Genomic DNA, 24,647 nt, shown 5'->3' with positions numbered 1-24,647 from the left:
GCAGCGCTTAAAGCTGTGCGCTGGACAATCAACCGCCAAATGATTACTATCACATAATAGAACACCGGTCCACATATTAGAACAAGGAAATTGATAATGTCGGAGCGAGCGCTTCCCCTTGAAGGCGTGAAGGTCGTCGAATTCTGTCAGGTGGCCGCCGGTCCGTTCTGCGCAATGCTTCTGGCCGACTTCGGCGCAGATGTCGTGAAGGTCGAGAATGTCGAGGGCGGCGATGGAATGCGCCAATGGCCTCCGTTGACGAGCGGCTTCAGCGAGAATTTCGCCTCGCTCAACCGCAATAAGCGCTCGATTGCTCTGAACCTCAAAGCGCCGGAGCAAAGAGAGATCGCGCTGCAGCTATGCCGCGAAGCCAATGTCGTTGTCGAAAACAACCGCCCCGGTGTCATGGGGCGCCTTGGGCTCGGATTTGACGACATCCGTCACCTCAATCCCTCGATCATCTACGCTTCGATCTCAGGCTTCGGACAGATCGGGCCACGTTCGAATGAAGGCGGTTTCGACGTCACCATCCAGGCCATCAGCGGCATCATGAGCGTCACCGGAGAACCCGACGGCGGCACCGTGAAATGCGGTGTTCCCGTGAGCGATTTCGCGACCGGGCTCTACGCCGCTTTTTCTATCGCGAGCGCGTTGCGCCAGGCTGAGCAGGAAGGCTTTGGAAGGTACATCGACGTGTCTCTCCTCGGATCAAGTCTTGGCATCTCTGCTCTCCAGACATCGGAGTATTTCGGCACGGGTGTCTCGCCGCGAAAGCTCGGAGCGGCGCACCCGCGAAACGCGCCGTATCAGGCATTCCGCGCCATGGACGGATCTTTCGTCATGGCGGCAGGCAATGACAAATTATGGGTATCGGTATGCGACGTCGTCGGGCTGCCCGAGCTTCTCGCCGACGCCCGCTTCGGCACGAATTCCCTGCGCGCAGCCAACCAGACAGCGTTGAGCGCCCTTCTCGGAGACGTCTTCATAGCACGTTCCGTCGAAAGCTGGCTGGACGCCTTCCGCGCCTCCGGCGTGCCATGCGCACCGATAAACGATTTCGCTGCCGCACTCGCCGATCCCCAGGTGGCCGCAATGGGTTGGGTCGAGCGGATCACCTTGCCGGGTGGCGACACGACCGATACGTTTGGCTGTCCCGTTCGCCTGGACGGCCAATCCCCACACATCCGGCGCGGACCACCGGCGCTCGGGGAGCACACTTCCGAGATTATGGAGGCCCTGCAGAAAGCGAAGAAGCCCGAGAGGTTGGCCTCTTGAGCATACAGCCTTTTAAGGATTTCGTGCGCTCGCTCACCGAACTGGCTGACAGGAATGCGCGCGAAGAATGTATGCTCTCAGCAGCGCAGCCGCTCATGATGGACCTCCTGCAAAACGATTGCTGGCTGCCGGACGATTTCGCCCGCGCGGATCCGGAGAAGTATACACAGTACCTGCTTCATTGTGACCCGCTGGAGCGATTTTCAATCGTCAGTTTCGTCTGGGGTCCGGGCCACGAAACTCCCATTCACGACCATACAGTCTGGGGCCTGCTGGGTGTGCTGCGAGGCTGCGAAATCTCTCAGCGCTATGTCGAATGCGATGGCGGACTTCACACCCAGGGCGGATTGGAACACCTCGAAAGCGGTGCGATCGACATGGTGTCGCCGACGATCGGAGACATCCATAAGGTCCGGAACGGCATGAAGGAGCGCGCCTCGGTCTCCATCCATGTCTATGGCGGAAATATTGGCCGCATCAGTCGTCACGCCTTTGGCAATGACGGGTCTCGTAAGGATTTCGTCAGCGGCTACTCATCCCCGCTGATACCCAACATCTGGTGCAGGTAAATCCGAGAGGATCTCTGCGCATGCCCTCGCGCTGCGGCGGCATGCGCAGCGACGCATTCATCAACAGCAACAGAAAGAACTGAATTGATGCTCAACTGGAAAGAATATCGCGGTGCCGTCGTGAAGCGGGTCGGAGACCTGCGCGGCCTGGTTCCCGAAGTTATGAAAGGCTATGCGGCGCTGGCCACTTCAGGCGAAAAGTCCGCACATCTGGACGGCAAGACACGCGAAATGATCGCACTTGCAGTCGCAGTCACGACGCGTTGCGATGGTTGTATCGCCAGCCACGTTGAGGCTGCCATCAAGTATGGCGCGACACGCGAGGAACTGGCCGAGGCTTTGGGCATCGCGATCGCCCTCAATGCAGGCGCCGCCCTTGTATACTCGGCCAGAACGCTCGACGCATTCGAGCAGATGTCGGCTTGACCAGGAGAGGTCTGGAAGGCTGGCCGACCTGATTGAGGAACATCAACGCGCCGGTCATGATTCCACCTAGTCGCAGCGAATCTCATGAGAGAGCGCTGTGCAATGATTTGCCAGAGTTTTGGTCTGAACTCACCAATAAGTCGTGCCGAGGTTTTATGCCATACGATCAGAAGAAAACGGTAGAGGCGATTCGTGCTTTCGAGAAGGGCGAGATTGTTGTCGTAACTGACGACGACGGACGTGAAAATGAGGGTGACTTGATCGTCGCAGCTGTTCACTGCACACCTGAAAAGATGGCGTTCATTGTACGTCACACGTCGGGCATCGTCTGTACACCGATGCCGCGCGAGGAAGCCAAACGCCTCAATCTTACGGCAATGGTTGCGGAGAACGACTCAGCGCACACAACTGCGTTCACCGTCTCGGTTGATTTTAAGCACGGCACGACTACCGGAATCTCTGCTGAAGATCGAACGCTGACTGCTCGGAATCTGGCCAATCACAATGTTGGCCCGTCCGATTTTGTAAGGCCTGGTCATATCTTTCCACTTGTCGCTCGCGAGGGCGGGGTTCTCATGCGCTCGGGCCACACCGAAGCGGCGGTCGATCTGTGCAAGCTTGCGAACCTGCCCCCGATCGGCGTTATCTGCGAACTGGTCAATGACGACGGTACAGTAACCCGTGGCCCGCAGGTTGCGCGTTTTGCGGAGAAACACGGTCTAAAACAGTTGTCGGTCGCGGACCTGATAGCATATCGCCAGCGCAAGGAGACGCTGGTCGAACGGATCGCATCGTCGGAAGTGCACACGCTGGGTGGCAAGGCAATGGCGCACACGTACGCGGTTCCGTGGGACAGAATGCATCATTTGGCCGTCGTCTTCGGCGATATCCGCGATGGCGAGAACGTGCCTGTCCGCCTCCATCAGGAGAATGTACTTGATGATGTTTTTGGAGCGGTTGAGCGGCTCCATGAAATTACGCGTGAGATGGGAAAGCGAAAACGCGGTGTCATAGTCTATCTTCGCGAGGGCTCCGTCGGGGTCGGAAATACCGAAAGGGCGGCCCTTAGGCCCGGCGAGGCGCATGACCAAGCTCAACAGCGAGAAAGCGAATGGCGGGAGATCGGGCTGGGAGCTCAGATACTCAAGGACCTGGGTATCAGTTCCATCAACCTCATTACCTCGCGCGAGCGCCACTATGTCGGCCTGGAGGGGTTTGGCATCGCAATCGTTAGCACAAAGATCACTTAAAGCGCGGCGCGATCGACAGCCGAACGAATGTGGCGGCATTTCCGGTTTGACCCGGCGGTCCACCCTGCGTATCGGTCCGTCACGAAAATAGGAGACTCGGATGTCAGGTAGCCCTCACCACCACCATGATCATGATCATGATCACCACGATGGACTTGACCACGGTCACGGCGAACCGCGCTGGAAGCACGACGGCGTCCGCGTGATCAAGGGTGATCGGCTCGATTCGAACACGGCCCAGACGCCAGGCATGTTCCGCCAGGCTGCAATCAACCATGCCCGCGTTGGCGCTCAAAAAATCTGGGCCGGCACGGTCGCCATCGAGCCCAACGCCAAGACCGGCGTCCACCACCACGGTGCGCTGGAAAGCGTCATTTTCGTGCTGCGCGGGAAGGCGCGCATGCGCTGGGGCGACAAGCTTGAATTTGTTGCCGAAGCCGAGCCGGGCGACTTCATCTTCGTGCCGCCCTACGTACCGCATCAGGAGATCAACGCCGACCCAGACCAGGTGCTTGAGTGCGTGCTGGTACGTTCCGACAACGAAGCCGTCGTTGTCAACATAACCGATGTCGATCCTGTCGAGAAACCCGAAGAGGTTTACTGGGTCGACCCGATTCATAAGCATCCGTGATACGAGTATCGGTAGCCTTGTATACGGCGGACTGCTCCCGTGCGCCGTTACCTACCGGGCCGAGCCTACGCCTTGCCGAACGCTTGCGTGATCGCGAACGGACAGGAAGGGACCGTTCGGCACATCGAGAAAAGTTCTCGGCTTTTCTGTAAGCCTGGAGATACGCAGCGCGGCCGAGTTCAACGCGCTAACATCGTCTTTCTCCCTGCGGAGCGCGGCATGGACCTCATCTCCAAGTATGGCCTCGATCTGCGGAAATCTCGGTGTGGCAGGCCGGTGCTGGGTGTGCAGAAGACCCTTCTGGGCCAGGTCATGGATGAAACTCAGCACCCTCGAGCTGGCCTTCATTTCCGAGTCCGTCGCAAAGCGCGGCGCCATTGGCAGTCCACGCTCTCGCTGGTGGTCGGATTTCGCGGAGATCAGCCAGCCGACGGCTTCGATGGCAAGTCGGGCGCGTTCCTTCGGCAGGTTCGTCGGAATGGCCAACAGGAAGCCGCTTAACGGCGATGCGCGTGTTCCGCCGAACGCAACTGGCTGCAGCAGATATTTAACGCGCGCCTTGATCAGGGACCGGATGTCGTATTCGAGTCGCGTGGCGCGCATCGACCATATGTAGCCCATAGCGGCCTGGCCAGACATGAAAACATCAAGCGAATCGTCCCAAGCGGATTTAAGGATCGTCGGCGGCGAGATTTCGACCAAACGATGCATGTAGCCGAGCGTGCGATGACCGGCATCCGACACTATCACGTCTGCAAGTTCTTCCTCTTGAAGTCGCTTGCGCAAAAGGCCGGTGCGCGGTCCACGCGCCAAAAGAGGCGAGCCGCCCGCGGCGGCCATCAAAGCCATGAAGCTCTGCGCCACTGGCGTTCCAGGACCGGCGTCCCAAACGATACCGTATCGTCCCGGTCCCGCAAGCTTGCGCCCGGCCGCGATCACCTCGTCGAAGGTCTTCGGGTATTTCAGCCCAGCCTCTTCGAAAACGTCCGAGCGCGCGGCAAAAGTGTTGACGCTACAGTAGATCGGAACGCCATAATTCTCGCCATTCCACTGGCCGAGCGCTTTCATGTCCGCGTCGGCTACGGACGAGGCATATCCCGACTGGTCCAACAGGTCGGCGATTGGCTGGATCACGTTGCTTTCAGCGAGTTCGCCCAACCAGGACAGGTTGACGCTGACGATGTCGTAGCGCGAGACCGCCCGCTTGCTGTTCTCGATAAGCTCGCGCCTCATCTCCGCGCATTGATGTGGGTGGAAGCTACTCGTCGACCCAAGATTGCTGCGGAAGTCAGTCCAGACATTGCGCAGTGCAGCGAAATAAGGGTCATCGTTCACCAGGAACTGCAGTTCCCCGCGGTTGAATGCAGCGCTTGTCAGCTTGTTCGGCGGAACGAATTGCGACGCCCGCGCTTCGCCGAAGTAATACTCGTCCTCGCTTTCCCCTGGGCAACGCGCGCCGATGGCTTCGGCGAAGATAGACTTCATCTCGCGGGCGTATGACTCGAATGCCTTCATCATTCCTTCGCTGGGATGAAGAGAATGTGTCTTCTCCGACTTGCCTCGCACGGACCGGACGATGAGACCTTGGCTGATTAGCGACCGAATAAACCGGCGAGACGTTGCGTAGGGCAAGCCCGTCACGCTGCACAACGAAGTAATAGTCACGGTCTTCTTCATATACTCGCTTCTCACGAGATGCGTGACAGTGTTCCAGAAAGGCCGGTCATCACGATCGGGCATTGCGCGATCGAAGGCCCCATAAACCTTTTCGATCAATGTGACGATGCGTAAAACCTCAAGCTCATTCATGGCATACTCATCTCTCACACGTTCGGCTTGGACCTAGAAAATGTTCCTGTCCGAAGACCGCATGTTCACTTCGGGAGCATTCTTCTAGGACAATGCGGCCGGCAGGACTTTCCATCGAGACATTGTTCTGAATGTTGATACGGTATTCCAAATATTGCACCGTTAGGGCGGCTCGTCAAAGAATCGTTTCCTATTCAGGTGCCAATTCAGGAATTGACCTGAGCCTACCCCGTCCGGAACTCGCGCTTCGACACATTCAGGATGCTCACGTTGCGGAGAGGATAGATGTCGCGGCCAATGATCGCCGCGACCGCGACCGCCCATATCTTCGTTCGTTCCGTCGGTTCGGGCGTTAATGGCGCTGTAGCAGTTCCAGTGCAGACTATCGGGCTCTTACGGCACTCCGCCCCTGCTTGTTCGCCGTTGTCCAATCCGGGCGACGTGTGATCAAAATGGCCAATCTTTTTATTGCCGCTCGCTCTCTTTGGTCGCACGCTAGACCCGTTAGTCGTTTCACATTCGATCGGCTTCACACGGGGCTTGCCCGGAATACCCTACGAGCGACCTGCTCGGCAGTCTGACGAAGGAGCTAGCACGTGTTGACCATTCTCAACCACCAGGGTCAGGAGATGGAGCGCGAACTCTTGGCACATTGGTCCAAGCCGAAGGTTGTGACGCCGCCAGTCGGCACTCCACGCTGGCAATGGCCGTCCGACATTGACGTACTGTTGACGACCCCGTCAGGCTGGGAAGGTGCGCCAGCCAGACCGGTGCCTGGCTTTGAACGCCTGCGGCTGGTGCAGATGGATACTGTGGGAATCGACCGATATCCCGAATGGCTATTGCACGCTCCCAACGTTGCCAATGCCCGCGGGAGTAATTCGGTGCCGCTGGCTGAATATGTAATGTCGGCAGTCCTTGGTTTCGAAAAGCGCTTCATCGAAGCGCGGATTACCAGAAGTGAGGAATGGCGGCATATTCCCATGGGCCAAGTGGAAGACCGCGTGATCGGCATTGCGGGCTACGGGGCGGTCGGTCAGGCTATTGCTCACCTCGCCAGAGCCTTCGGTATGCGCATCGCCGCGTTCAAGCGCACTCCCTGGGAACAGCGGCCCAAAGGTGTCCTGATCGTCGATTCGATTGGCGAGTTGGCCGAGATTTCTGACCATCTTGTGCCGGCATGTCCGCTGACGCCTGAGACACGGTATCTCGTTGATAGCCGCGTACTGGCGTCGGCACGTCGCGGTATGCATCTGATTAACGTGGCGCGCGGCGGGCTTATCGAGGAGCGCGCGCTATTGAAGGCGCTAAACGACGGTACGGTCGATCGTGCATCGCTCGATGTGACCGAGCCCGAGCCGCTGCCGGGCGGCCATCCTTTCTACACACATCCGAAGGTCAGGCTGACGCCGCATGTTTCGTGGGAAAGCTCCGCCAACAGCGGTCGGATGCGCCGGATCGTGCTCGACAACATTGATGCGCTGATAGATGGCGCGCAGATACGAAATCTCATCGATATCGACCGCGGTTACTAGTGCAGACAACTAGACTTGCACGCGAAGCCAGACCGGTTGGTGGAGGAACGATCTAGCAAGGTGCCAGAGTTCGGCAAGGTTCGGAAAATCAGAGGAAGACAATGATGCACAGCGCCAATCCACAGCAGCGTCAAAGCAGGCTTCGTGTTCGCGCACGCGATCCAAAACAGAGACCGCAGATGGCCGAAGGCTTAGCGCCGACGGGCGGCATCACGAGCAATGAGGATTTCTTCATCGTGCATCATTATGCGCCGGCGGAGGTCGACGCATCGACCTGGAAGCTGGAACTTAAGGGCGCGAGAAAAAGGGCTGTTCTGACGCTTGAGGATCTGCGCAGCCTTCCCCTGCACTCGGTGACTGCCATTGTCGAATGTGCCGGTATGAGCCGCGGCTACCTGCCGAATCCCCGCGCGGGCACCCAGTTTGGCCACGGTATGGTAGGGAAAGCCAAATGGAGCGGACCCAGACTGAAGGACGTTCTGGAGTTTGCCGGCATGCCGCTGGATTTCGTGACGCTGATCGTTCGTGGCGGCGACCAGGGATTAACAATGCCGGAGAACGAGCATTCGGACTTCGCCAAAGGATTGCCGCGCGATAAGGTGCTCGACGGCGACACACTGCTCGCGATCAACATGAACGACGAGCCGCTGCCATTTCTGCATGGCGGACCCGCGCGGATGGTCGTGCCGGGATGGTATGGCGTCTGGTGGGTCAAGTGGCCGGCCGTCATTGAGCCTTCCGCCGAGGCAAAGTTCGACGGTTTCTGGCAGCATCGTCGCTATACGTTCCAGACGTTGGAAGGTGAACAGGTCGCGGTCGTCAGGGATCAGCTGCCGCGTTCGGTGATCGTGTCCCCCTCCGACCGCCAAGTGGTCGAAAAGGGCAAGGTCGGCATCGAGGGCCTGGCCTGGGCGGGCGAGTCGAGGATTGCGAAGGTCGAAGTCTCAATCGATCGCGGTCGCAATTGGACACCGTGTCAGCTCGACGCCGGAAAGGACCGGTGGGGTTGGACCCGATGGACAGGGACCGTGGAATTCAACGGCCCGACCGGCTTGCATCAGATCGCCGCCCGGGCAACCGACGAAGCGGCGCGCACCCAGGAATGGACGAGTGCCGACAACAAGTTCGGCTATGGCAACAACCGGATCGTGTCTGTCAGCGTCGATGTGGTGGCATGATCACAGATCAGCCGGCGCCAGCACCGAAATATGGGGATGGCGTTGCGAAAGTAATTTATCCGAGTTCATGGATCAGGACCGATAGATCCCCGATAGGCGAAGCAATATATGGGCACTCAATTCGATCTTTCGGCGGTGGTCACCGGTGACTATGGCAAGCTATTCGTCATCGGCGTTCAATACACCTTTATCCTCTTCGTGTTGAGTTGGCTGGCATCCATGTCGGTCGGGACAATCTTGGCGGTTTTGAGCCTCAACCGCACTAAGGTGCTTCGGTGGCTGGTCGCAGTCTTCGTCGCATATCATCGTAACGTTCCCCTACTGGTGCAGCTGATGCTTTGGTATTTCGCAATCCCACGCACGCTGCCAACGTCTGTCACCAGCGTCATTAATTCGTGGAGGCCTGAAGTGGCATATGCAGTCATCGCGCTCTCGCTCTGCTGCGGCGCCTATATTGCTGAAGACATCCGCAGTGGGCTGCGCGCGATCCCTCGGACCCAGTTCGAAGCTTCACGATCCATAGGTTTCAGTCGGTTTCAGTCTATGCGTTGGGTGATCTTGCCTCAGGCATTTCGCCTGTCCTTGCCGGCACTGATCAACGATACGCTCGACCTATTCAAGAGCACAAGCATCGCGGCAGTAATCGGAGTCGGAGAGCTCACCTATCAGATGCGACTGATCGAGAACGAGACATTCCGCATCTACGAAGTCTTTATCGTCGTCAGCGCAATCTACTTCTCCGTCACCATTCCCTTCATGATCCTGGCTGCCGCGGCGTCCCGCAATGCCGCTTTGTACAGGAAATAGGCTTGATGCTCACGATCGTTCAGGATCACTGGAGCTTTCTGCTTTGGGGTCAATTCCCCGACGGTCCAATAGGCGGACTTGTCCTCACGATTGTCATTGCGGTGATGAGTCTTGCCATCACGTTCCCGTTCGCGGTGTGCATCGCGTTGGCGCGCACCTCCGGAGTACCCATGTTGCTCTGGCTGTCTACCGGCTATGTCTATGTCGTCCGCGGCCTGCCGATCTTGACGTTCCTTCTGTGGTTATATTTCCTGTCGCCGCTCTTGCTGCCTTTTTCAATCACGCCCTTTTGGACACTGTTGGCAGCAATCGTTATCTACCAGTCCGCCTATCTGTCGGAGGTCATCCGTGCCGGTATAGAGGGATTGCCGCCCGGCCAGACAGACGCCGCACGTAGCCTCGGGATGTCGTGGTTCATCGTCACCCGGAAAGTTGTGTTGCCGCAGGCGTTGTACAACGTCCTTCCCGGAATTCTAAACCAGTTCACGATCATTATCAAAGAGTCTTCTCTCGGCTCTATCATAGCCTTGAATGAGTTGACTTTCCAGGCGACGCAAGTCGACTCCTTCCTGGTGACGGAGTCTTTGAGCATCTATTGTCTTATCGCTCTCGTTTATTTCTTGATCTGTTTCTCGCTTTCTTACCTGGTGAAGAAGTTGGAGAATCGGGTCGAGAATAAGCGGGGAGCGGGCCTGACTGGACGAGAGAATTTTGAATTTGCGTGATCTGTAAGCGCGCGCAACCTAGAAACGGACAACTTCGTGTCAGACGCAGCGATTGTTTTTGACCAGGTGCACAAGCGCTTCGGTGACTTCACGGCGCTGGCTGGTTTCAGCGAGCGGGTTGGAAAGAATGAGGTGATTGTTCTGTGCGGACCCTCTGGATCGGGAAAGTCGACGCTCGTCCGGACGGTCAATCGCCTGGAGACACTGCAAGGCGGACGGGTACTTGTGCACGGGCAGGATGTTGCTGAGCGTACGGTCAATGTGGATGTGCTCCGGTGCGGAATTGGCTTCGTCTTCCAGCAATACAATCTCTTCCCGCACCTGTCGGCGATCGACAATGTGGCGATTGGACTTCGGCGCTTGCTGGGGCAGCCCAAGGACAGTGCTGCCGACCAAGCCTTGGCACTCCTGGCCCGTGTCGGCCTCAAGGAAAAAGCTCATCGCCGTCCGTCAGGTCTTTCCGGCGGGGAACAGCAGCGCGTCGCAATCGCCCGGGCCTTGGCGATGAAACCTGCCATACTCTTGTTCGACGAGCCCACCAGTGCTCTGGATCCGCAAATGGCGGGCGAGGTTAGGTCGATCATCAGCTCATTAGCCGATGACGACATGACCATTATGTGCGTGACACATGACATGGGGTTGGCGACATCAATGGCCGACCGTGTCTGGTTTCTCGAGGGTGGCGCGCTGGTGGAATCCGCAGCCGCGGGCGATTTTATTCGGTCGGAAAATCCACGCGTGCGGAACTTTCTTTCGAAAATCCTGCCTCACTACCGCTAAAGAGGCTGTTTTGAAAATCGACTTGCTGGGCGTTCGGTCTGAGGCTGGGTTATGATTCAAGCGTTGGATGGTGGACAGAGCAGAGCCGTAGCCGGATGGCCCAGATCGCCAAGAAGACCAAGCGCTACCCGTCTGATTTGACCGACGAAAAGTGGGAGCAGTTCGCGCCGCTGATGCCCAAGCCTGGGCGTGGGCGTCTGCGTGAGGTTGATTTCGCGAGGTGAGCAATGCGGTGCGTTACCTGGTTCGTTCGGGGTGCGGCCGGCGAATGCTGCCGATTCATTTCGGGCCCTGGCAGATGGACTATGGGTGGTTTCGCGAGCTGGCGCGGCGGCTTCTGTTCCAGACCATCCACGACGCGGCCCTGATCCTGGACCGTGAGCGGGCTGGGCGCGAGGCGAGCCCTACGGCGGCGGTGATCGACAGCCAGTCGGTCAAGGCTCCGCAAGATGGAACAAGGGGTTACGACGCCGGAAAAAAGATCGCCGGACGTAAGCGCCATATCGCCGTCGACACGGATGGACGCCTGTTGATGGTCAACCTAACGCCGGCCGATATCTCGGACAGCGCCGGCGCTCAGGCGATCTTGGATGATATCCACAAGCGCTGGCCCTGAGTGAAGCATCTGTTCGCCGATGGCGCCTACGATCGGCTGAACCTCATGGACAAGGCCGCCTATCTGGACTTCGTGGTAGAGATGATCCGCAGATCCAACGACCAGAAGGGCTTCGAAGTCTTGCCCCGCCGCTGAGATGGCGCCGCCTCGTGCGCGACTACGATAAGCGTATCGACGTCTCTCACGCCATGATCCCTGTCGCTATGGCAAGTCCTCGCTACACGACGGCAATCCTTTCGATTCAGTCAGAATGCACGAGTACATTTAGACTAGAACGAAGGGCGCCTTGGTCAAAGGCGCCCTTCGCTTCGGCGACACGCTTCGATCCCTGGGAGGTCACGGGATCAAGCATTTCGCGCGAGCCGCAAAAAGCCATTTCTTTTGATATCGCCGCTCAGCCAATGCTGGCTGAGCTGCGAGTCTAGCGCACCCAATCGTATGCGACGGGCGCGCTTAGGGATCAATGCTTCGATCCATCAGAACGAGCGCTGGAAGCGTAGGATACCGCCGATGTTGTTTTGCTTGTCGGCATTTGTCCAGTTGGTCACGGTGTCTTCGCCGACATGCAGGTAGTCGACTTCGGCAGTGACCTTGAGACCCTTGACGACCTCATAGACAATGTTCGCGGCAACACCGAAGTTCTTGCCTTCGTCATAGGAAAGCTGAGCGTTGAACGAGGTCTTCTCATTGATGGTGTAGGTGCCACCACCCCAGACTGCCCAGTTGCCGCTCCACTGCTTGTAGAAGCCGCGGCCGCTGGCGTCGATTGCGTTGTTGGCATTGTCCAGCAAGTTGTCGTCCGTGCCGTAGCCGCCGATGATGAACAGTGACAGGTTGTCCATCGGCTTGATGTCCAGACGAACCTTGCCGGCCACTTCTTCGTAGTTGCTGTCATAGGCGACGACGCCCGAAATGGCTCCCCAGCCGTGCGTGTACTTCACGCCGCCGACGACATGCGGAACGTAGCTGTCGATCGTGCCGACCACGCCGGAGCCTTCTTCAAGCGAGACCACGGCCGAGAAGCCGTTGCCAGCGTCGAAATAGTACTGGATGACGTTGGTGTCGAAGTTGCCGTAGGGAACCAGCGTGTCGTTAAGGACGCTACCGGCGTAACCAATGAACGTATCGAAGGCCGATTCGTCCTTACCGACGCGCAGACCACCAAGCTGGATCCAGGCGAAGTTCAGTGTAACGCCCTTATTGTAGGCATAGTTCTGCGGGCTATCCGGGCCTGAATAGTTGTTCCGGTTGCCGAAGTTGATGCGGGTCTCCGTATAGGTCTTCAGCGTGCCGAGCTCGGTTTCCTGCCCGGTCCAGGTCTTCAGGTTGAAGCGGGCGTTCTTGCGCCAGGTGGCCTGATCGCTGCCATCCTGCACGTCACGGGTCTTCGCACCATCGAACGAACCGACATCACCACCGCCGATGTCGTAACGGACATAGCCACCTATACGCAGGCAGGTTTCGGTGCCAGGGATGTAGAAATAGCCGGCGCCATAAACGTCGCAGATCTTGACGTATTCAGCTGGTTCCGGCTCGGCGACGGTGACGGCATCGGCCGCGCGTGCGCCCGTGACCGCGGCCAAGGCGGCAGCGGAGCCGAGAAGAAGGCTCTTGATGTTCATTTTTATCTCCAGTCAAAAAGATCAAAAAAAGGGCCAGGGCATCTTCTTTGCTGAAAGACAGCATCCCTCCCCATTCCCCACGATCGAAAAAGATGCGCGACGCGCTGCCTTTTCGCAGTTTGACGCTATCCATGGTATGGAAAAATTCAATATATATGGTGCTGTAAGAAGATAGATATAAATTAACAGTTGCTCTTATGTCACGAAAGCGAATATATACTGTACAATTGGCTCAGACTGTACAAACTATACAAGCTGGACGGCCAGCACGATATTGCAAAATACATTGCGCAATGCGTCGGGGCGCGTGCGGTCCTCAATAGAGCCTTCACAGGCTCACAAGGGGACCAACCGATTGCCGCAGTGCATTGATTTGCAGTTGGCTTAGTCAGCTGGACTTCATGTCGAGGAAAAGTCTCGTGCAGCCTGGATGACTTCTGCAGCCAGATCTTGCCGGAGCATCTCTATGGGAATTCGGCCATCAAGCCGAGGTGAAGGGGAGGTCAGCCAAATCCACGCCGGTCTGGGATTGGCAATCAAGGAGAGCACTTGTCGTATCCCCGGCGCAGGCCTGCCGTCGATGAACTGGGCCAAGGGAAACACATGCTTGCGCGCGCCCTTCCGCAACGCAACTACATCATTGTGCCGTTGCCACCAATGCAATGTCGATCGCGGTATGCCGAAGTGGTCTTCCAGATATGTTGGCCCCGCAACCGCGCCCGCCCAGTCTTCAATGCGCTGGCTATCGCTTTGCTGATCTCGCACTTTTAGGACTGCGCACCCATGTGCGCCCTCGGTGTGCGCCGTGCGCGGAGCCGTCTCGCGAGCGGTCGCATCGCAACGTCGCGCTGCTTCGGCTGCGAGCCTGCGAACAAATTCAGAGGCCAGGGCAGTCAAATCGTCATGAATGGTTTGTTGATGCGTCGCAGAAAGCAAATCGGCGGCTCTGCCTTTCCCCATGTGCAATGAGATTGAACTCCCACCCTTCATAACTTCCGCGAACTGAGCCAGAACGCGCTGGACTTCCTTTGCAACCAAGCATGAAAACTCGTCCTGGCGAGGTTCATTTCCAAAATCAAATGATTTTGTCATCTGTGGTTCCCCTCCCGCGTAAGAGTCCAATTGACTGGCCGCGCGATCGAATTGTGATTATGGGCTACGATTTCGTCATCGAAGTAATGCGCCGTATCGATACCGACCCCGGCTTCAAGGCGCTGCTCAGGCGTTAGATGGTGGAATGAACGTTCGGCTGGTTAGTACGCTGGCGCCGCGCCTGCGCGACCACGAACATCGACGTCGCCCAGCCATGATCCAAGTAGCCGTGGGCAGTCTTTTGATGCCCAACAGCCATTGAACCAATTCCCAAACGGACTCTAAGATCATTACCTATGCCGTGGCTTAGGGATCGGGCTACGTTATCCAACAAGCCCTGCCCTGTCGGGATTTATCAATGCCTCGAGCGTAGTCCGGCGGCGACTATCCGCTTGAAGTCAAAGCCAACGGACGCTCAGAGCGAGATCAAATCTAATTTTGACGCCGCCGCGTATGCAGTCTCGGCAGCATCGTGGAGCCACGACAAGGCGCAGGATCAGCACGCGTCCAGGAACTTCGCCGCGATGCCGTCCTTGAGCAACCGGCCGCGGCCTTTCGGGAAGACCAAATAATCGCAGGCCGCGTCGTCGATGGTCTCACCAGCGGAGCGGAGAGCAGAGAGATCTGCTGCAGCATCGCCTGCAGAGCTTCTCTGACGGGATTTGCGGCCTGATCGCGAATAAAGCGCTGCAAAGTCCTGCTCCACACTGATGGCGCCTGTTCGACCACTACCGTGCCGCAGTCGCCCCTGAGGTCGACATGTCGGAGCACTTCGCCATTTCGAATCTTCACTGCCGCGCACCGTCCCCTCAGATCCGTGCGGAGAAGGCGAATTGCTAATTCAGCATCACTTTCGACAGCTTTTTTAACTGGATACCGGGAAAACTTGTATGACGAAACACATACTGCCTTCCCGATATCCGGCCTGCTTATTCGTCGAAGCGCTTCTTTGTCGGGTTCAGGTAGACGCGCTTCATCGCATCAAAAAGCATCTGTCCGGTGTCGTGGCCGGATGGCACGTTGACCAATTCCATGATCTCCCGTCGGACATGGAGCAACTCTGCGCCGGTCCACATCGCATACAGCTGAATTTGGCAGGCACGTTCCAGATAGTATAGCCGCTCGTAGGCATGGGCGATGGTCTTGCCGAGAACAACAATTCCATGATTGGCAAGAAAGAGGACATTTTTCTGACCGAGAACTCGAGCCATCCTCTCGCCCTCGTCTAGCGTTGTCGCTTTCCCATTATAGCTTTCATCGTACGCTATGTCGTTCAAAAAGCCTATTTCGATTTGTCCGATGGCTTTGAGGGAGGGATCCTTCAGCCGTGTCAAAGCGGTCGCAAAGGGCATGTGAGTATGGAAAACCGCAGCGCATTCCGGACGGACGCGGTGGATCGGTGCATGAATGCAATAAGCGGTCGACTCGACGATTCCATCGCCTTTCAGCGTGCTGCCATCAAAGCCTACTTCCAGAAGCTCACTGGCAACAGCCTCGCTCCAATGCTGTCCGAAAGGCAGAGAAAGAAAGCGATCCGGCTTGGATTTTGAGTATGCAGTGAGATGGTTGAATATGCCCTCATTCAACTCCTGTGCCGACGCAATTCGATGTGCAGCTGCCAGATCGGTTCGAAGTTGCCACCAGTCCTTGTCGAGACTCGCCGAGGGCGACGCAATAGTATGTCCATCCATTTATAGAACCTTCCTAGAATCATTCATCTCACCGATTCCAAGTAAAACTTCTGCACATCTATTGCTGTCCAAATTTCGAGCGACCTGCTCTTTAATTAATTGGATCACCGAATTTGAAGGCGCGTTCCTTCATGATCGGTCCTATCGTTCTGTCGTACATTTTCTGGCCTTCACCTGATTTTTCCAGGTCGACGAGAACCTTGTTGAGATGATCGACCCAGGCTGGATCGCCCTTGCGAACGGCGAAGCCGATTTTCGAATAACCAAGATCGCCATCCAGGATGACATATTTTGCGCTATCAGCTTTCGACAGGAAGGTTCGCAAGAACAATTCGCCGGACGCGAGGGCATCAACCAATTCCTGCTCTATCGCGACGTAAGCCTGGTTGCCATCATAGGAAATAAGTGTGGCCTCCGGGAACCGCTCACGAGTTACCTTTTCAAGAAGCGAACCTTTATTGTTAGCAAAACGCGCGGTGCGAAGGCCGTCGAAATTAGTGATCCCCGAATTCTTTCGGACCATGACCTTGAAGTAGTTAGTGAAATACACCGCGCTGAAGTCGACTTGCTCGGCGCGAGCTGCCGTCCAGGTCATCGCTGCTGCGAGAAGATCCACTCGGCCCTGGAGCAAATCCGCAATTCGTGCTTCCGAAGCAACCAGCTTGTACTCTACCGGCACACCAAGAGACTGAGCAATCTTTTCACAAAGCTCAGGCTCCAAACCCTCAATCTTACCCGTTGTGGGATTTTGCAAGGCAAATCCGGGAGTGACCCCTTGGACGCCACATACAAGCTTTCCACGTTGCTTGGCATCTTCCATGACGCCAGCGAAGACTCCGGAAATGGTTGCGCCACAAACCATCAGTGCTATCGCGATTTTCTGCATGTATTTTGGACCGAAAGTCATTTTTTCATCCCCACTTTTTGAAACCCGAATTCACGATCTGGAAAAATTGTATCAGCCAAGCCCATAATTGATCTGCGGCTTTTTGCTGCAAAGCGGAAAGAAGTTCACTATGGACATCGCGGCGATCACGATGTGGCTAGAAGCTGGTCGAGACAGCCGGCCACAAGATAGCTTCCGGCGCGGGTGGTTTGTCGCCCAGCGATGAATGCGGTCGCACCGCGTGCCTATCCGAAGGCGAAGCATCGACCGGTCCAGCTATCAACCTGCTCTATATATGCCCAGGTTTTTTCGAACTACCCGGCAAGATGAATCGCGCTTAGCCTTTAAAGGGGACTTCTATCTTGAACTGGCGCAATAAACGCAGGCAGAATTCCGGGTGGAGCCAATTATCAGACCGCCTACCGAGTCAGAACCGATATCAATCGTGTTCTATCTCATGGAGGAGTTCGACTTGCTGGCTTTCGCGTCAGCGGCGGGCATACTTCACCGCGCCAATCGAACTCTCGGATATCAGGCCTATATCTGGCGTACGGCTTCGAACCTGCAGGAAACCGTAACTGCCAGTTGCGGTACGGCTGTGCTCGCCGAAATGTCGCTCATCTCCGAGCGAAAGGCGCTTTTGAACGGCTCGCGCCCTTCTATGGTCGTCGTTTGCGCCGGAGACAATGTGGACAACCACAGCACGAGAGGCCTTGAAGCCTGGGTCCGAGAATGTCGGCATCACCGGGTGATGCTGGCTGGTCTAGGAACCGGAACGCAGGTTCTTGCCAGTTCCGGCGTTCTCAGCAACAGGTCTTGTGCCGTTCATTGGCAATTCCGTCCAGGCTTCAGTGAGCGCTTCATGGATGTTGACGTCCAAACCTCGATCTACACGATCGACGATAGCATCTGGACCTGTTCAGGAAGTTCGGCGTCGCTGGACATGATGCTGTATCTCGTCGGGCAAAAGTTCGGACCGGGGGTCGTCTCCCAGATTTGCGAACACGCACTGATCGAACGTGGCCGAGGTCCGGAAGAAGCGCAACGGGTTCCTTTTGTGAAAGGCGGCCGACTGTCGAACCCGACAGTCGTAAAGCTGATACAGGAGATGGAGCGGACAGCCGGTGACCCCGTCCCGATGAGTAGCCTGGCAAAATTCGTCGATCGTTCGCGCCGCCAGATGGAGCGGCTCTTCCAAAGAGAAATCGGCTGCTCACCAAGCAGGTACTACCTGCTTCTGCGGTTAGAGCGTGCGAAGCTGCTCCTTGTGCAGTCGGACATGCCGATCATCGAGATCGCCGTCGGGTGCGGATTCATCTCGGCTTCCCACTTTTCAAAATGTTTTCGCGAGGTGAACGGCGTCACTCCTCAGGCGCTCCGAAGGTCCAACGCAAACGAAAACCGTCGGCTCCTATCCGAGTCCCACGGTACCAATTCCAAAGTCAGAGCTTTCATGTAACGGTCCGTCTCCCGATCACGGTATGTGGACACCGTCATAAGTCCACTCTGTCTGGGTGACCGCTCGATCTGGGCTGCAAGAGTGGCCAACGTCTCCTCTCTTTTTCGCTTGACCCTCTGTTCGCATATACTTGTTGCGCGGATGCAATCTCAGCACCGAATGCTTCCGTCCTTAAACGCGCTCTGCGAGGCGACTGTTCGAAACGAGAGCTTCGAGGGATGGATACCCCACCCGGCAGCCTGGTTTCGGCTTGTCACGAAGATTCGTTTGCCGCTCGCCACGTTACCTGTCAGGTGGCCTATTCGCCCGATGCGGAGAGCGCCGCCGTGATCTGTCGAAGCGAGATTTCACCCAGCGGCTTGCCGTCAGATCCGGTCACTAAAACGGTATCCTGGTCGGAGTTGGCCAAGCTTTTCGCCGCTGCCTCCAACGTCGTGCCAGGTGCGAGACGGAGGAGCGACTTCGGCTCTGACGATGACAGCGGACTCATGACGGCTTCGACCTTCAGGAACCGTGCGCGGTTCACGTCCTTCACGAACCGCCGGATGTAGTCGTCCGCAGGCCGGAGAAGGATGTCTTGGCTGTCTCCCTGCTGGACGATCAATCCGTCGCGGAGGATCACGATGCGGTCGCCCAGCCTCAGCGCCTCGTCGAGGTCGTGGGTGATGAAGACGACGGTCTTTTTCAGTTCCGTCTGGAGTTCGAGCAGCATGGTCTGCATATCGGTACGGATGAGCGGGTCCAGCGCGGAATATGCCTCATCCATGAGAAGGATCGACGCGTCGTTGCTCAACGCCCGCGCCAGGCCGACCCGCTGCTGCATGCCTCCGGACAGTTCATGCGGGTATCGTTGCTCGAAACCCTTGAGGTCGACGCGATCGATCCAGCGCATTGCCACGTCGCGGGCTTTCGACCTTTCGACGCCTCGGACTTCCAACCCGAAGATGACATTGTCCACCACGGTACGGTGCGGCAGCAATCCGAACCGCTGGAACACCATGGCGGTCTTGTTGCGACGGAACTCACGTAACTCGAGTTCCTTCATGTCCAGAACGTTCTGACCGTCGATGATGATTGAGCCCGCGGTCGGCTCGATCAAACGGTTGATATGGCGGATAAGGGTTGACTTGCCCGAGCCGGACAAGCCCATCACCACCTGGATCTTGCCGGCGGGCATCGCGATGTTGATGCCGTTGAGGCCTAGGATGCGACCGTGCTTGTCAGCCAGTTCCGACTTCGACATCCCGTGTCGGACGGCTTGGATATACCGTTCAGGTGCCGAGCCGAATATCTTGCAGAGATCACGGATCTCGATCGATGCGCCGCTACTATTCATGTGCGGAACCTCGGTGTTTTTGCAAGCGCTGGCCATAGGCCTGGCTTATCCGGTCGAAGATGATGGCAATGCCCACGATGGCGAAGCCATTGAAGATTCCCTGGGTGAAATACTGGTTCGCGATCGCCTGGAGGACGTTGAGGCCCAGACCCTGAACGCCGATCATGGAAGCGATTACGACCATGCCGAGAGCCATCATGATGGTCTGGTTGATCCCAGCCATGATGGTCGGAAGCGCGAGTGGCAGTTGCACCTTAAAAAGCTTCTGTTGCCGAGAGCATCCATAGGCATCAGCCGCTTCCAACACTTCCTTGTCGACCAGACGGATGCCGAGGTCGGTGAGCCTGATGATAGGAGGAATCGCATATATGACGACCGCTATGAAGCCGGGTACCCGGCCGATGCCGAGCAGCATCACCACCGGGATCAGATACACGAATGGAGGCATGGTCTGCATGATGTCGAGTATCGTCTGCATGACCCCGCCGACACGACGGAAGCGGTTCAGGATTATCCCGAGCGGGATACCGATCGCGATGGCGAATATCGTGGCCGTGAATACCAAGGAGATCGTCCTCATCGCGTCCTGCCAAAGCCCTAACAGACCAATGGCGATCAGAACGCCGATGACCGATAGAACCACCGAGCGGCTTCGAGCGCACAGCCATGCTATGCTTGCGAGCACGATGATGACGATGGGCCAGGGTGCTCCGGTAGCTACGTTCTCGAAGAAGATGAGAATGCGCTGTAGCGGGTAGAAACTGCTTTCGATCGCCGCCCCATAGGCACGGGTGAATGTTCTCAACGACCCGTCAATGAAGCGTTTCACGGCCAATAGCAGGTCAGGATCGAGTTGAGGGAATCTAAAGAGCCAGTCCATTCAGCAATCCCATTACAATTTTAAGCAGCGTCAACGCAGCACAAACACGGCGACCTGGAAAGGCCGCCGTGCCGTAGAATATGACCGTAGTCGCAGCCGGTAGGCACGATGCGGCCGCCGCAGAACCAGATGGCTCCACGACGGCCAGAGGCTTCAGTTCGCGGCAGCTTTTACCTTTTCTGCGACATCTGCAGACACCCACTTCGTCCAGACCTCAGGCATGTTCTTGATGAACCACTTGGCGCCGTCCGCGCCGTTTGCCTGATTGTCGGTCATCCAGAGCATGATCTTGCCGACTTCAGCCTGTGTCCAGCTGCGTTTGGCGAAATACTCTTTTGCTTCCGCGACGTCGTCGCGCTTCATGAAGGCTGCGGTTGCGACCGTCACCTCTTCCGCAGGCACCCAGTAATTCACCTTTGGATCGGGGCAATCCTGCTTGGAAGTGCAACGGGCCCATTCTGCGTCGTCGTGAGGACCCTGCAGCATCAACATGGGATACTTCACCAGAAGCGATGTCGGCGCCCAGTATCCGGTGATGAAACCCTGCTTCTGCTCATATGCCTTTGTGATGACGCCATCCAGGGCCGCGCCCGATCCGGTGGGAACCAATACGAAGCCCTTTTTTTCCGCTTCGAGAGCCTTGAACAACTGACCCGTCACGACCGTCATGCCCCAACCCTGCGGTCCCTGGATGATCCATCCCTTGGACGGATCTTCCGGCGATGGGAACAGTTCCGGGTGCTTCATCACATCTTCGATGGTCTTTATGTCCGGGTGGGCGTCGGCAACGTATTTGGGAATAAACCAGCCCGAGGTGGAGCCGTCGCTGATCGCGACACCGATTTTGCTGACGCGGCCTTCGGCAGAACCTTTGTCATAGAGCTCGCCGACGACGGACGGCGACACGGCCGGAGAGACGTCGGGCTGAGCTTTCTCGATCATTGACGTGAGCGTTGGAACCGTGTCGCCAGCCACTACCGATACGTTACAGCCGTAGCCGTTGTTGAGAATGAATTGATCGACATAGGTGTTCACTTCAGCTGATTGCCAGTTGAAGGCTGACAGTGTGATGTCACCGCATGCCGCGTGGGCAGCGCCGCCACTCATCAGAGCGCCGAGGGCGGCAAATGAAAGCAAATACGTTCTCATTGAGTTCTCCCATGTTTGTTGGCCATTGGTTCTTGTCACCCGGTCTGGATAGATGGGGACTGACCTCGCCGTCAAACTTGGAAACGGTACGCATTTTATCGCTGAGAGATACTACACGTCTTCGGTGGACGGCTCCCAGCGAAGGGCTTCCAGAGAAATTCGCACCATCTCCTCGCATAAGTATATGATTTTCATTGGGAAAATAATGAGAATTCAGCTCTCCGGTCACAGGACTCACCGACGACGTTTTTGCCCGCTCGGGCTCGACATCAAGCCATTCTATATCACACTGCTAAATTTTCCCATTCGGCAGGTCGACTTTCTCCCGCTGAATAAACGCTGATGGTCTATCTCGCGTCGCTTGATCAGTGGAAACTCGCCTGCGCGGGGACTACGAGGTACAGGTGCTTAAAAGCCCGGTTCGAACCTATTGCCTTTGGTGCAATGTATGACGCGGAGATTCTATGGCCTGCCTGCACTTACGACCTTGGCTGTTTTCGAGGCCGCGAGCAGGCATTTGAATTTTACCCTCGCCGCACGCGAGTTGAACGTCACGCCTGGGGCCGTAAGCCGACAGATCAAACAACTCGAGACCGAACTCGGAATTCAGGTTTTTATCCGGCGTGGGAACGGAGTCCATCATACCTCGGTGGGTGCCGACCTTTTCGGCGCGATCTCGTCTGCTTTCGCAAAATGCTCGGAAGCTGTGACCGCAGCGAAAGCCGGACGCCGGGACGAAAGTGTAACTTTGGCATGCACCGATTCTTTCGCTACCTTTTGGCTGACACCGCGCATGGCTGACTTCTGGCAACGGTTCCCCGACATCTCGGTCAATCATCTCATTTCCGACAACGTTCGAGAGTTCCGCCGATCCGAGGTCGATCTCCGCGTCAGGTGCGGCAAAGGCGTCTGGGCAAACGAGACCGCAGAGCTGTTATCGAGTGAAGAGATTTATCCAGTATGCGGAAAAGACTTCGCCGCCCGTTACGAGGGAATTGAGCGAACCGAGCTTTCATCGCTTCCGCTGCTGGATATGGACTGGACTGATCCCGAGTGGCCAAGCTGGGACGATTTCTTTCGAAGCGCGGGGATCGCCAACCCGTGGATGCAGCGTCGGCGGTTCGGAAAATATCCGCTTCTCATGGCGGCAGCGGAAGCCAACCAAGGTCTTGCCCTGGGATGGGACTTCATGGTCCGTCCGTTGATAAAGTCAGGGCGCCTCGTGCGGTTGAGCGACCTGACCGTACCAGCCCCGATCGAGTACTACGTCACATGGAACAGCAACAGGTCGTTGTCGAACCACGTCCGAACCTTGAAGGACTGGATACTTCAGGCTGCCTGACCCTGGCATAGCGTTGCATTCAACTCACACCCCCGGTGAGCTTTTAGGGAATACAGCCCGAACGGGACGCGTGGTAGCGATTGCTGACACGTGCATGAGCTTCGCTTCGAAGGACGGCGCGAAACGCAAGATTTAGTTCGAGGAATTCAATGTCTACCCACAGCACCATGCTGAACCTGCTGCAGAACAGGCCGAAGAATTATAGTTTGAAGCGACAGTTCTACACCGACCCCGACTTCTTCCAAGCCGATATGGAGTTGATATGGTATAAGGAATGGTTGTTCGTCGGGCATGACTGCGAACTGCCGAAAGCGGGCAGCTACTTCACCGTCCAGATAGGCGAATACCCTGTCGTGGTAATACGCGCCAAGGATGGCCAGATACGAGCCCTACACAACACCTGCAGACATCGCGGCAGTAAGGTTTGCACCGAGCATAAGGGGACCAAGGCGCGACTGGTTTGCCCATATCACCAGTGGACATACGACCTCGATGGCAGCCTGCTGTTCGCCCGCGAAATGGGAGCGGATTTCGACAAGTCGGCGCATTCGTTGACGAGCATGGCGTGCGAGACTGTCGAAGGGAACATCTACGTCTGCCTCGCGGATCAGCCACGGGACTTCGCTCCGATAAGGGCGATGCTCGGACCATATGTCCGCGGTCACCAGTTGAAAGACGCCAAGGTCGCCTTCGAGACAACGATTATCGAGAAGGGCAATTGGAAGTTGGTTTGGGAGAACAACCGCGAATGCTATCACTGCGCCGCTAACCATCCCGAACTCTGCAAGACGGTCCCAGAGTCTCCCACCAGCAGCGGCAACGATGGTTTCGGTGCAGATCCCGAACTGATCGATCTCTGGTCCCGTTGCGAAAGCGTTGGCTTGCCGAGCCGCTATACGGTCGATCCGAGTGGCCAGTTTCGTGCAACCAGGATGCCTCTAGTAGACGGCGTCGACAGCTACACCATGGACGGCAAGATGGCCGTTTCCAAGAATCTAGCGATGAACTACGATGTCGGATCGATCGGCGCACTGCTTTTCTATCACTATCCTTCAACTTGGAACCACTATTTGAAAGATCACTCCATCTCATTCCGAGTTATGCCGATCAGCGCCACGGAAACGGCGGTCACCACCAAATGGCTTGTTCATAAGGACGCGGTCGAAGGAGTGGACTACGACATCGAACGCCTCACCCACGTATGGGTCATGACCAACGATCAAGACCGCCAGGTGGTCGAGAACAACTCGGCCGGCATCCTGTCTCCGGCCTATCGGCCAGGCACATACTCGGAAGCCGTCGAAGGCGGCGTCATGCAGTTCGTCGAGTGGTATTCTTCGTTCATCACTCCACGCCTCCAATCTAGGTCGAAACCGCGTCTCGCCAGCGTCGCATAGTGTTCCGTGAATGCGCCGGTGAATTATTCGCTCTATCGCCATCTCGATGAGATGACGCCCTGGAATGATCGCCCTCAGGGCCTGGACGTGGTCGGAGCGACAGACCAAGCCCGGAAGTTACGGTCTTCTTCCCCTTCCGGTCGGATGCCCAGACGTGGTTCAGATACAGACTTGGTCAGTTCATCACGCTAG

The 24,647-nt window shown here is 56.9% G+C and carries 23 protein-coding genes and 1 pseudogene; 15 read left to right on the top strand and 9 right to left on the bottom strand.

Annotation, left to right across the window (positions count from 1 at the left end; translation table 11 throughout):
- The first annotated feature begins 126 nt into the window (after positions 1–126).
- The 5 genes from FJW04_RS06340 (at position 127) to FJW04_RS06320 (ending at position 4,151) form a co-directional block, all read left to right on the top strand.
- The gene (locus FJW04_RS06340; protein ID WP_246673737.1) at positions 127–1,275 is read left to right on the top strand and encodes a CoA transferase; all 1,149 of its coding nucleotides are present in this window, start codon (positions 127–129) and stop codon (positions 1,273–1,275) included.
- On the top strand, positions 1,272–1,844 hold the full coding sequence (locus FJW04_RS06335; RefSeq protein WP_246673734.1) for a cysteine dioxygenase: 573 nt from the start codon (positions 1,272–1,274) through the stop codon (positions 1,842–1,844). Before FJW04_RS06340 ends, FJW04_RS06335 begins: the two co-directional genes overlap by 4 nt.
- 87 nt (positions 1,845–1,931) lie before the next feature.
- Entirely contained in the window at positions 1,932–2,270 is a 339-nt protein-coding gene (locus FJW04_RS06330; RefSeq protein WP_140713040.1) for a carboxymuconolactone decarboxylase family protein, read from the top strand.
- 155 nt (positions 2,271–2,425) lie between these two features.
- Positions 2,426–3,520 carry a 3,4-dihydroxy-2-butanone-4-phosphate synthase gene (gene ribB, locus FJW04_RS06325; RefSeq protein WP_140713038.1) on the top strand — a complete coding sequence of 365 codons (1,095 nt, stop codon included), beginning with the start codon at positions 2,426–2,428 and terminating at the stop codon, positions 3,518–3,520.
- A gap of 100 nt (positions 3,521–3,620) precedes the next feature.
- On the top strand, positions 3,621–4,151 hold the full coding sequence (locus tag FJW04_RS06320; protein WP_140713036.1) for a cupin domain-containing protein: 531 nt from the start codon (positions 3,621–3,623) through the stop codon (positions 4,149–4,151).
- A gap of 51 nt (positions 4,152–4,202) precedes the next feature.
- Here FJW04_RS06320 and FJW04_RS06315 read toward each other — a convergent pair whose 3' ends face one another.
- Complete coding sequence (locus FJW04_RS06315; protein ID WP_140713034.1) at positions 4,203–5,960, bottom strand: extracellular solute-binding protein; 1,758 nt, start codon at positions 5,958–5,960, stop codon at positions 4,203–4,205.
- Between the two features lie 599 nt (positions 5,961–6,559).
- On the opposite strand from FJW04_RS06315, the gene FJW04_RS06310 reads away from it, so the two are divergent.
- The 6 genes and pseudogenes from FJW04_RS06310 to FJW04_RS06285 form a co-directional block, all read left to right on the top strand.
- Positions 6,560–7,495: an NAD(P)-dependent oxidoreductase gene (locus tag FJW04_RS06310; protein WP_140713032.1), complete on the top strand. Its 936-nt coding sequence runs from the start codon at positions 6,560–6,562 to the stop codon at positions 7,493–7,495.
- A 104-nt stretch (positions 7,496–7,599) separates the two neighbouring features.
- Positions 7,600–8,673, top strand: coding sequence for a molybdopterin-dependent oxidoreductase (locus FJW04_RS06305; protein WP_210241300.1), 1,074 nt, complete (start codon positions 7,600–7,602; stop codon positions 8,671–8,673).
- A 108-nt stretch (positions 8,674–8,781) separates the two neighbouring features.
- Positions 8,782–9,480 carry an amino acid ABC transporter permease gene (locus FJW04_RS06300; RefSeq protein ID WP_140713028.1) on the top strand — a complete coding sequence of 233 codons (699 nt, stop codon included), beginning with the start codon at positions 8,782–8,784 and terminating at the stop codon, positions 9,478–9,480.
- 5 nt (positions 9,481–9,485) lie between these two features.
- Positions 9,486–10,205, top strand: coding sequence for an amino acid ABC transporter permease (locus tag FJW04_RS06295; protein ID WP_140713294.1), 720 nt, complete (start codon positions 9,486–9,488; stop codon positions 10,203–10,205).
- A 36-nt stretch (positions 10,206–10,241) separates the two neighbouring features.
- Positions 10,242–10,985: an amino acid ABC transporter ATP-binding protein gene (locus tag FJW04_RS06290; protein WP_210241299.1), complete on the top strand. Its 744-nt coding sequence runs from the start codon at positions 10,242–10,244 to the stop codon at positions 10,983–10,985.
- Between the two features lie 95 nt (positions 10,986–11,080).
- Positions 11,081–11,807: pseudogene (locus FJW04_RS06285) on the top strand (IS5 family transposase); the annotation flags it as partial.
- 270 nt (positions 11,808–12,077) lie between these two features.
- Here the strand turns inward: FJW04_RS06285 and FJW04_RS06280 are convergent.
- On the bottom strand, positions 12,078–13,223 hold the full coding sequence (locus tag FJW04_RS06280; RefSeq protein ID WP_140713026.1) for a porin: 1,146 nt from the start codon (positions 13,221–13,223) through the stop codon (positions 12,078–12,080).
- Between FJW04_RS06280 and FJW04_RS06275 the strand changes: the two genes are divergently transcribed.
- Positions 13,216–13,398: a hypothetical protein gene (locus FJW04_RS06275; protein ID WP_140713024.1), complete on the top strand. Its 183-nt coding sequence runs from the start codon at positions 13,216–13,218 to the stop codon at positions 13,396–13,398. The genes FJW04_RS06280 and FJW04_RS06275 overlap by 8 nt on opposite strands.
- Before the next feature lie 224 nt (positions 13,399–13,622).
- On the opposite strand, the gene FJW04_RS06270 is transcribed toward FJW04_RS06275, so the two are convergent.
- The 4 genes from FJW04_RS06270 to FJW04_RS06255 all read right to left on the bottom strand — a co-directional run bounded on the left by FJW04_RS06270 (position 13,623) and on the right by FJW04_RS06255 (position 16,913).
- Positions 13,623–14,315 (bottom strand): antitoxin Xre/MbcA/ParS toxin-binding domain-containing protein, encoded by a 693-nt coding sequence (locus tag FJW04_RS06270; RefSeq protein WP_140713022.1) that lies wholly within the window; start codon positions 14,313–14,315, stop codon positions 13,623–13,625.
- A 496-nt stretch (positions 14,316–14,811) separates the two neighbouring features.
- Complete coding sequence (locus tag FJW04_RS06265) at positions 14,812–15,021, bottom strand: hypothetical protein (RefSeq protein WP_140713020.1); 210 nt, start codon at positions 15,019–15,021, stop codon at positions 14,812–14,814.
- Positions 15,022–15,244: 223 nt separating this feature from the next.
- On the bottom strand, positions 15,245–16,006 hold the full coding sequence (locus tag FJW04_RS06260) for a class II aldolase/adducin family protein (protein WP_140713018.1): 762 nt from the start codon (positions 16,004–16,006) through the stop codon (positions 15,245–15,247).
- 91 nt (positions 16,007–16,097) lie between these two features.
- The gene (locus tag FJW04_RS06255) at positions 16,098–16,913 is read right to left on the bottom strand and encodes a transporter substrate-binding domain-containing protein (RefSeq protein WP_140713016.1); all 816 of its coding nucleotides are present in this window, start codon (positions 16,911–16,913) and stop codon (positions 16,098–16,100) included.
- Positions 16,914–17,337: 424 nt separating this feature from the next.
- Between FJW04_RS06255 and FJW04_RS06250 the strand changes: the two genes are divergently transcribed.
- On the top strand, positions 17,338–18,351 hold the full coding sequence (locus tag FJW04_RS06250; protein WP_246673732.1) for a GlxA family transcriptional regulator: 1,014 nt from the start codon (positions 17,338–17,340) through the stop codon (positions 18,349–18,351).
- Positions 18,352–18,649: 298 nt separating this feature from the next.
- Here FJW04_RS06250 and FJW04_RS06245 read toward each other — a convergent pair whose 3' ends face one another.
- The 3 genes from FJW04_RS06245 to FJW04_RS06235 all read right to left on the bottom strand — a co-directional run bounded on the left by FJW04_RS06245 (position 18,650) and on the right by FJW04_RS06235 (position 21,716).
- Complete coding sequence (locus FJW04_RS06245) at positions 18,650–19,687, bottom strand: betaine/proline/choline family ABC transporter ATP-binding protein (RefSeq protein ID WP_246673730.1); 1,038 nt, start codon at positions 19,685–19,687, stop codon at positions 18,650–18,652.
- Positions 19,680–20,567 (bottom strand): proline/glycine betaine ABC transporter permease, encoded by an 888-nt coding sequence (locus tag FJW04_RS06240; protein WP_140713012.1) that lies wholly within the window; start codon positions 20,565–20,567, stop codon positions 19,680–19,682. The genes FJW04_RS06245 and FJW04_RS06240 overlap by 8 nt, the downstream gene beginning before the upstream one ends.
- A 153-nt stretch (positions 20,568–20,720) precedes the next feature.
- Complete coding sequence (locus FJW04_RS06235; protein WP_140713010.1) at positions 20,721–21,716, bottom strand: glycine betaine ABC transporter substrate-binding protein; 996 nt, start codon at positions 21,714–21,716, stop codon at positions 20,721–20,723.
- A 487-nt stretch (positions 21,717–22,203) separates the two neighbouring features.
- Here FJW04_RS06235 and FJW04_RS06230 point away from each other — a divergent pair, with 487 nt between their 5' ends.
- Together FJW04_RS06230 and FJW04_RS06225 are read left to right on the top strand one after the other, a co-directional pair.
- Positions 22,204–23,058 carry a LysR substrate-binding domain-containing protein gene (locus FJW04_RS06230; RefSeq protein ID WP_246673727.1) on the top strand — a complete coding sequence of 285 codons (855 nt, stop codon included), beginning with the start codon at positions 22,204–22,206 and terminating at the stop codon, positions 23,056–23,058.
- A 149-nt stretch (positions 23,059–23,207) separates the two neighbouring features.
- On the top strand, positions 23,208–24,455 hold the full coding sequence (locus FJW04_RS06225) for an aromatic ring-hydroxylating dioxygenase subunit alpha (protein WP_140713006.1): 1,248 nt from the start codon (positions 23,208–23,210) through the stop codon (positions 24,453–24,455).
- The last annotated feature ends 192 nt before the right edge of the window (positions 24,456–24,647 follow it).

It is taken from the genome of Mesorhizobium sp. B2-7-3, assembly GCF_006440715.1.
GTDB lineage: Bacteria > Pseudomonadota > Alphaproteobacteria > Rhizobiales > Rhizobiaceae > Mesorhizobium > Mesorhizobium australicum.
This window is presented reverse-complemented; position numbering and strand designations above follow the sequence as displayed.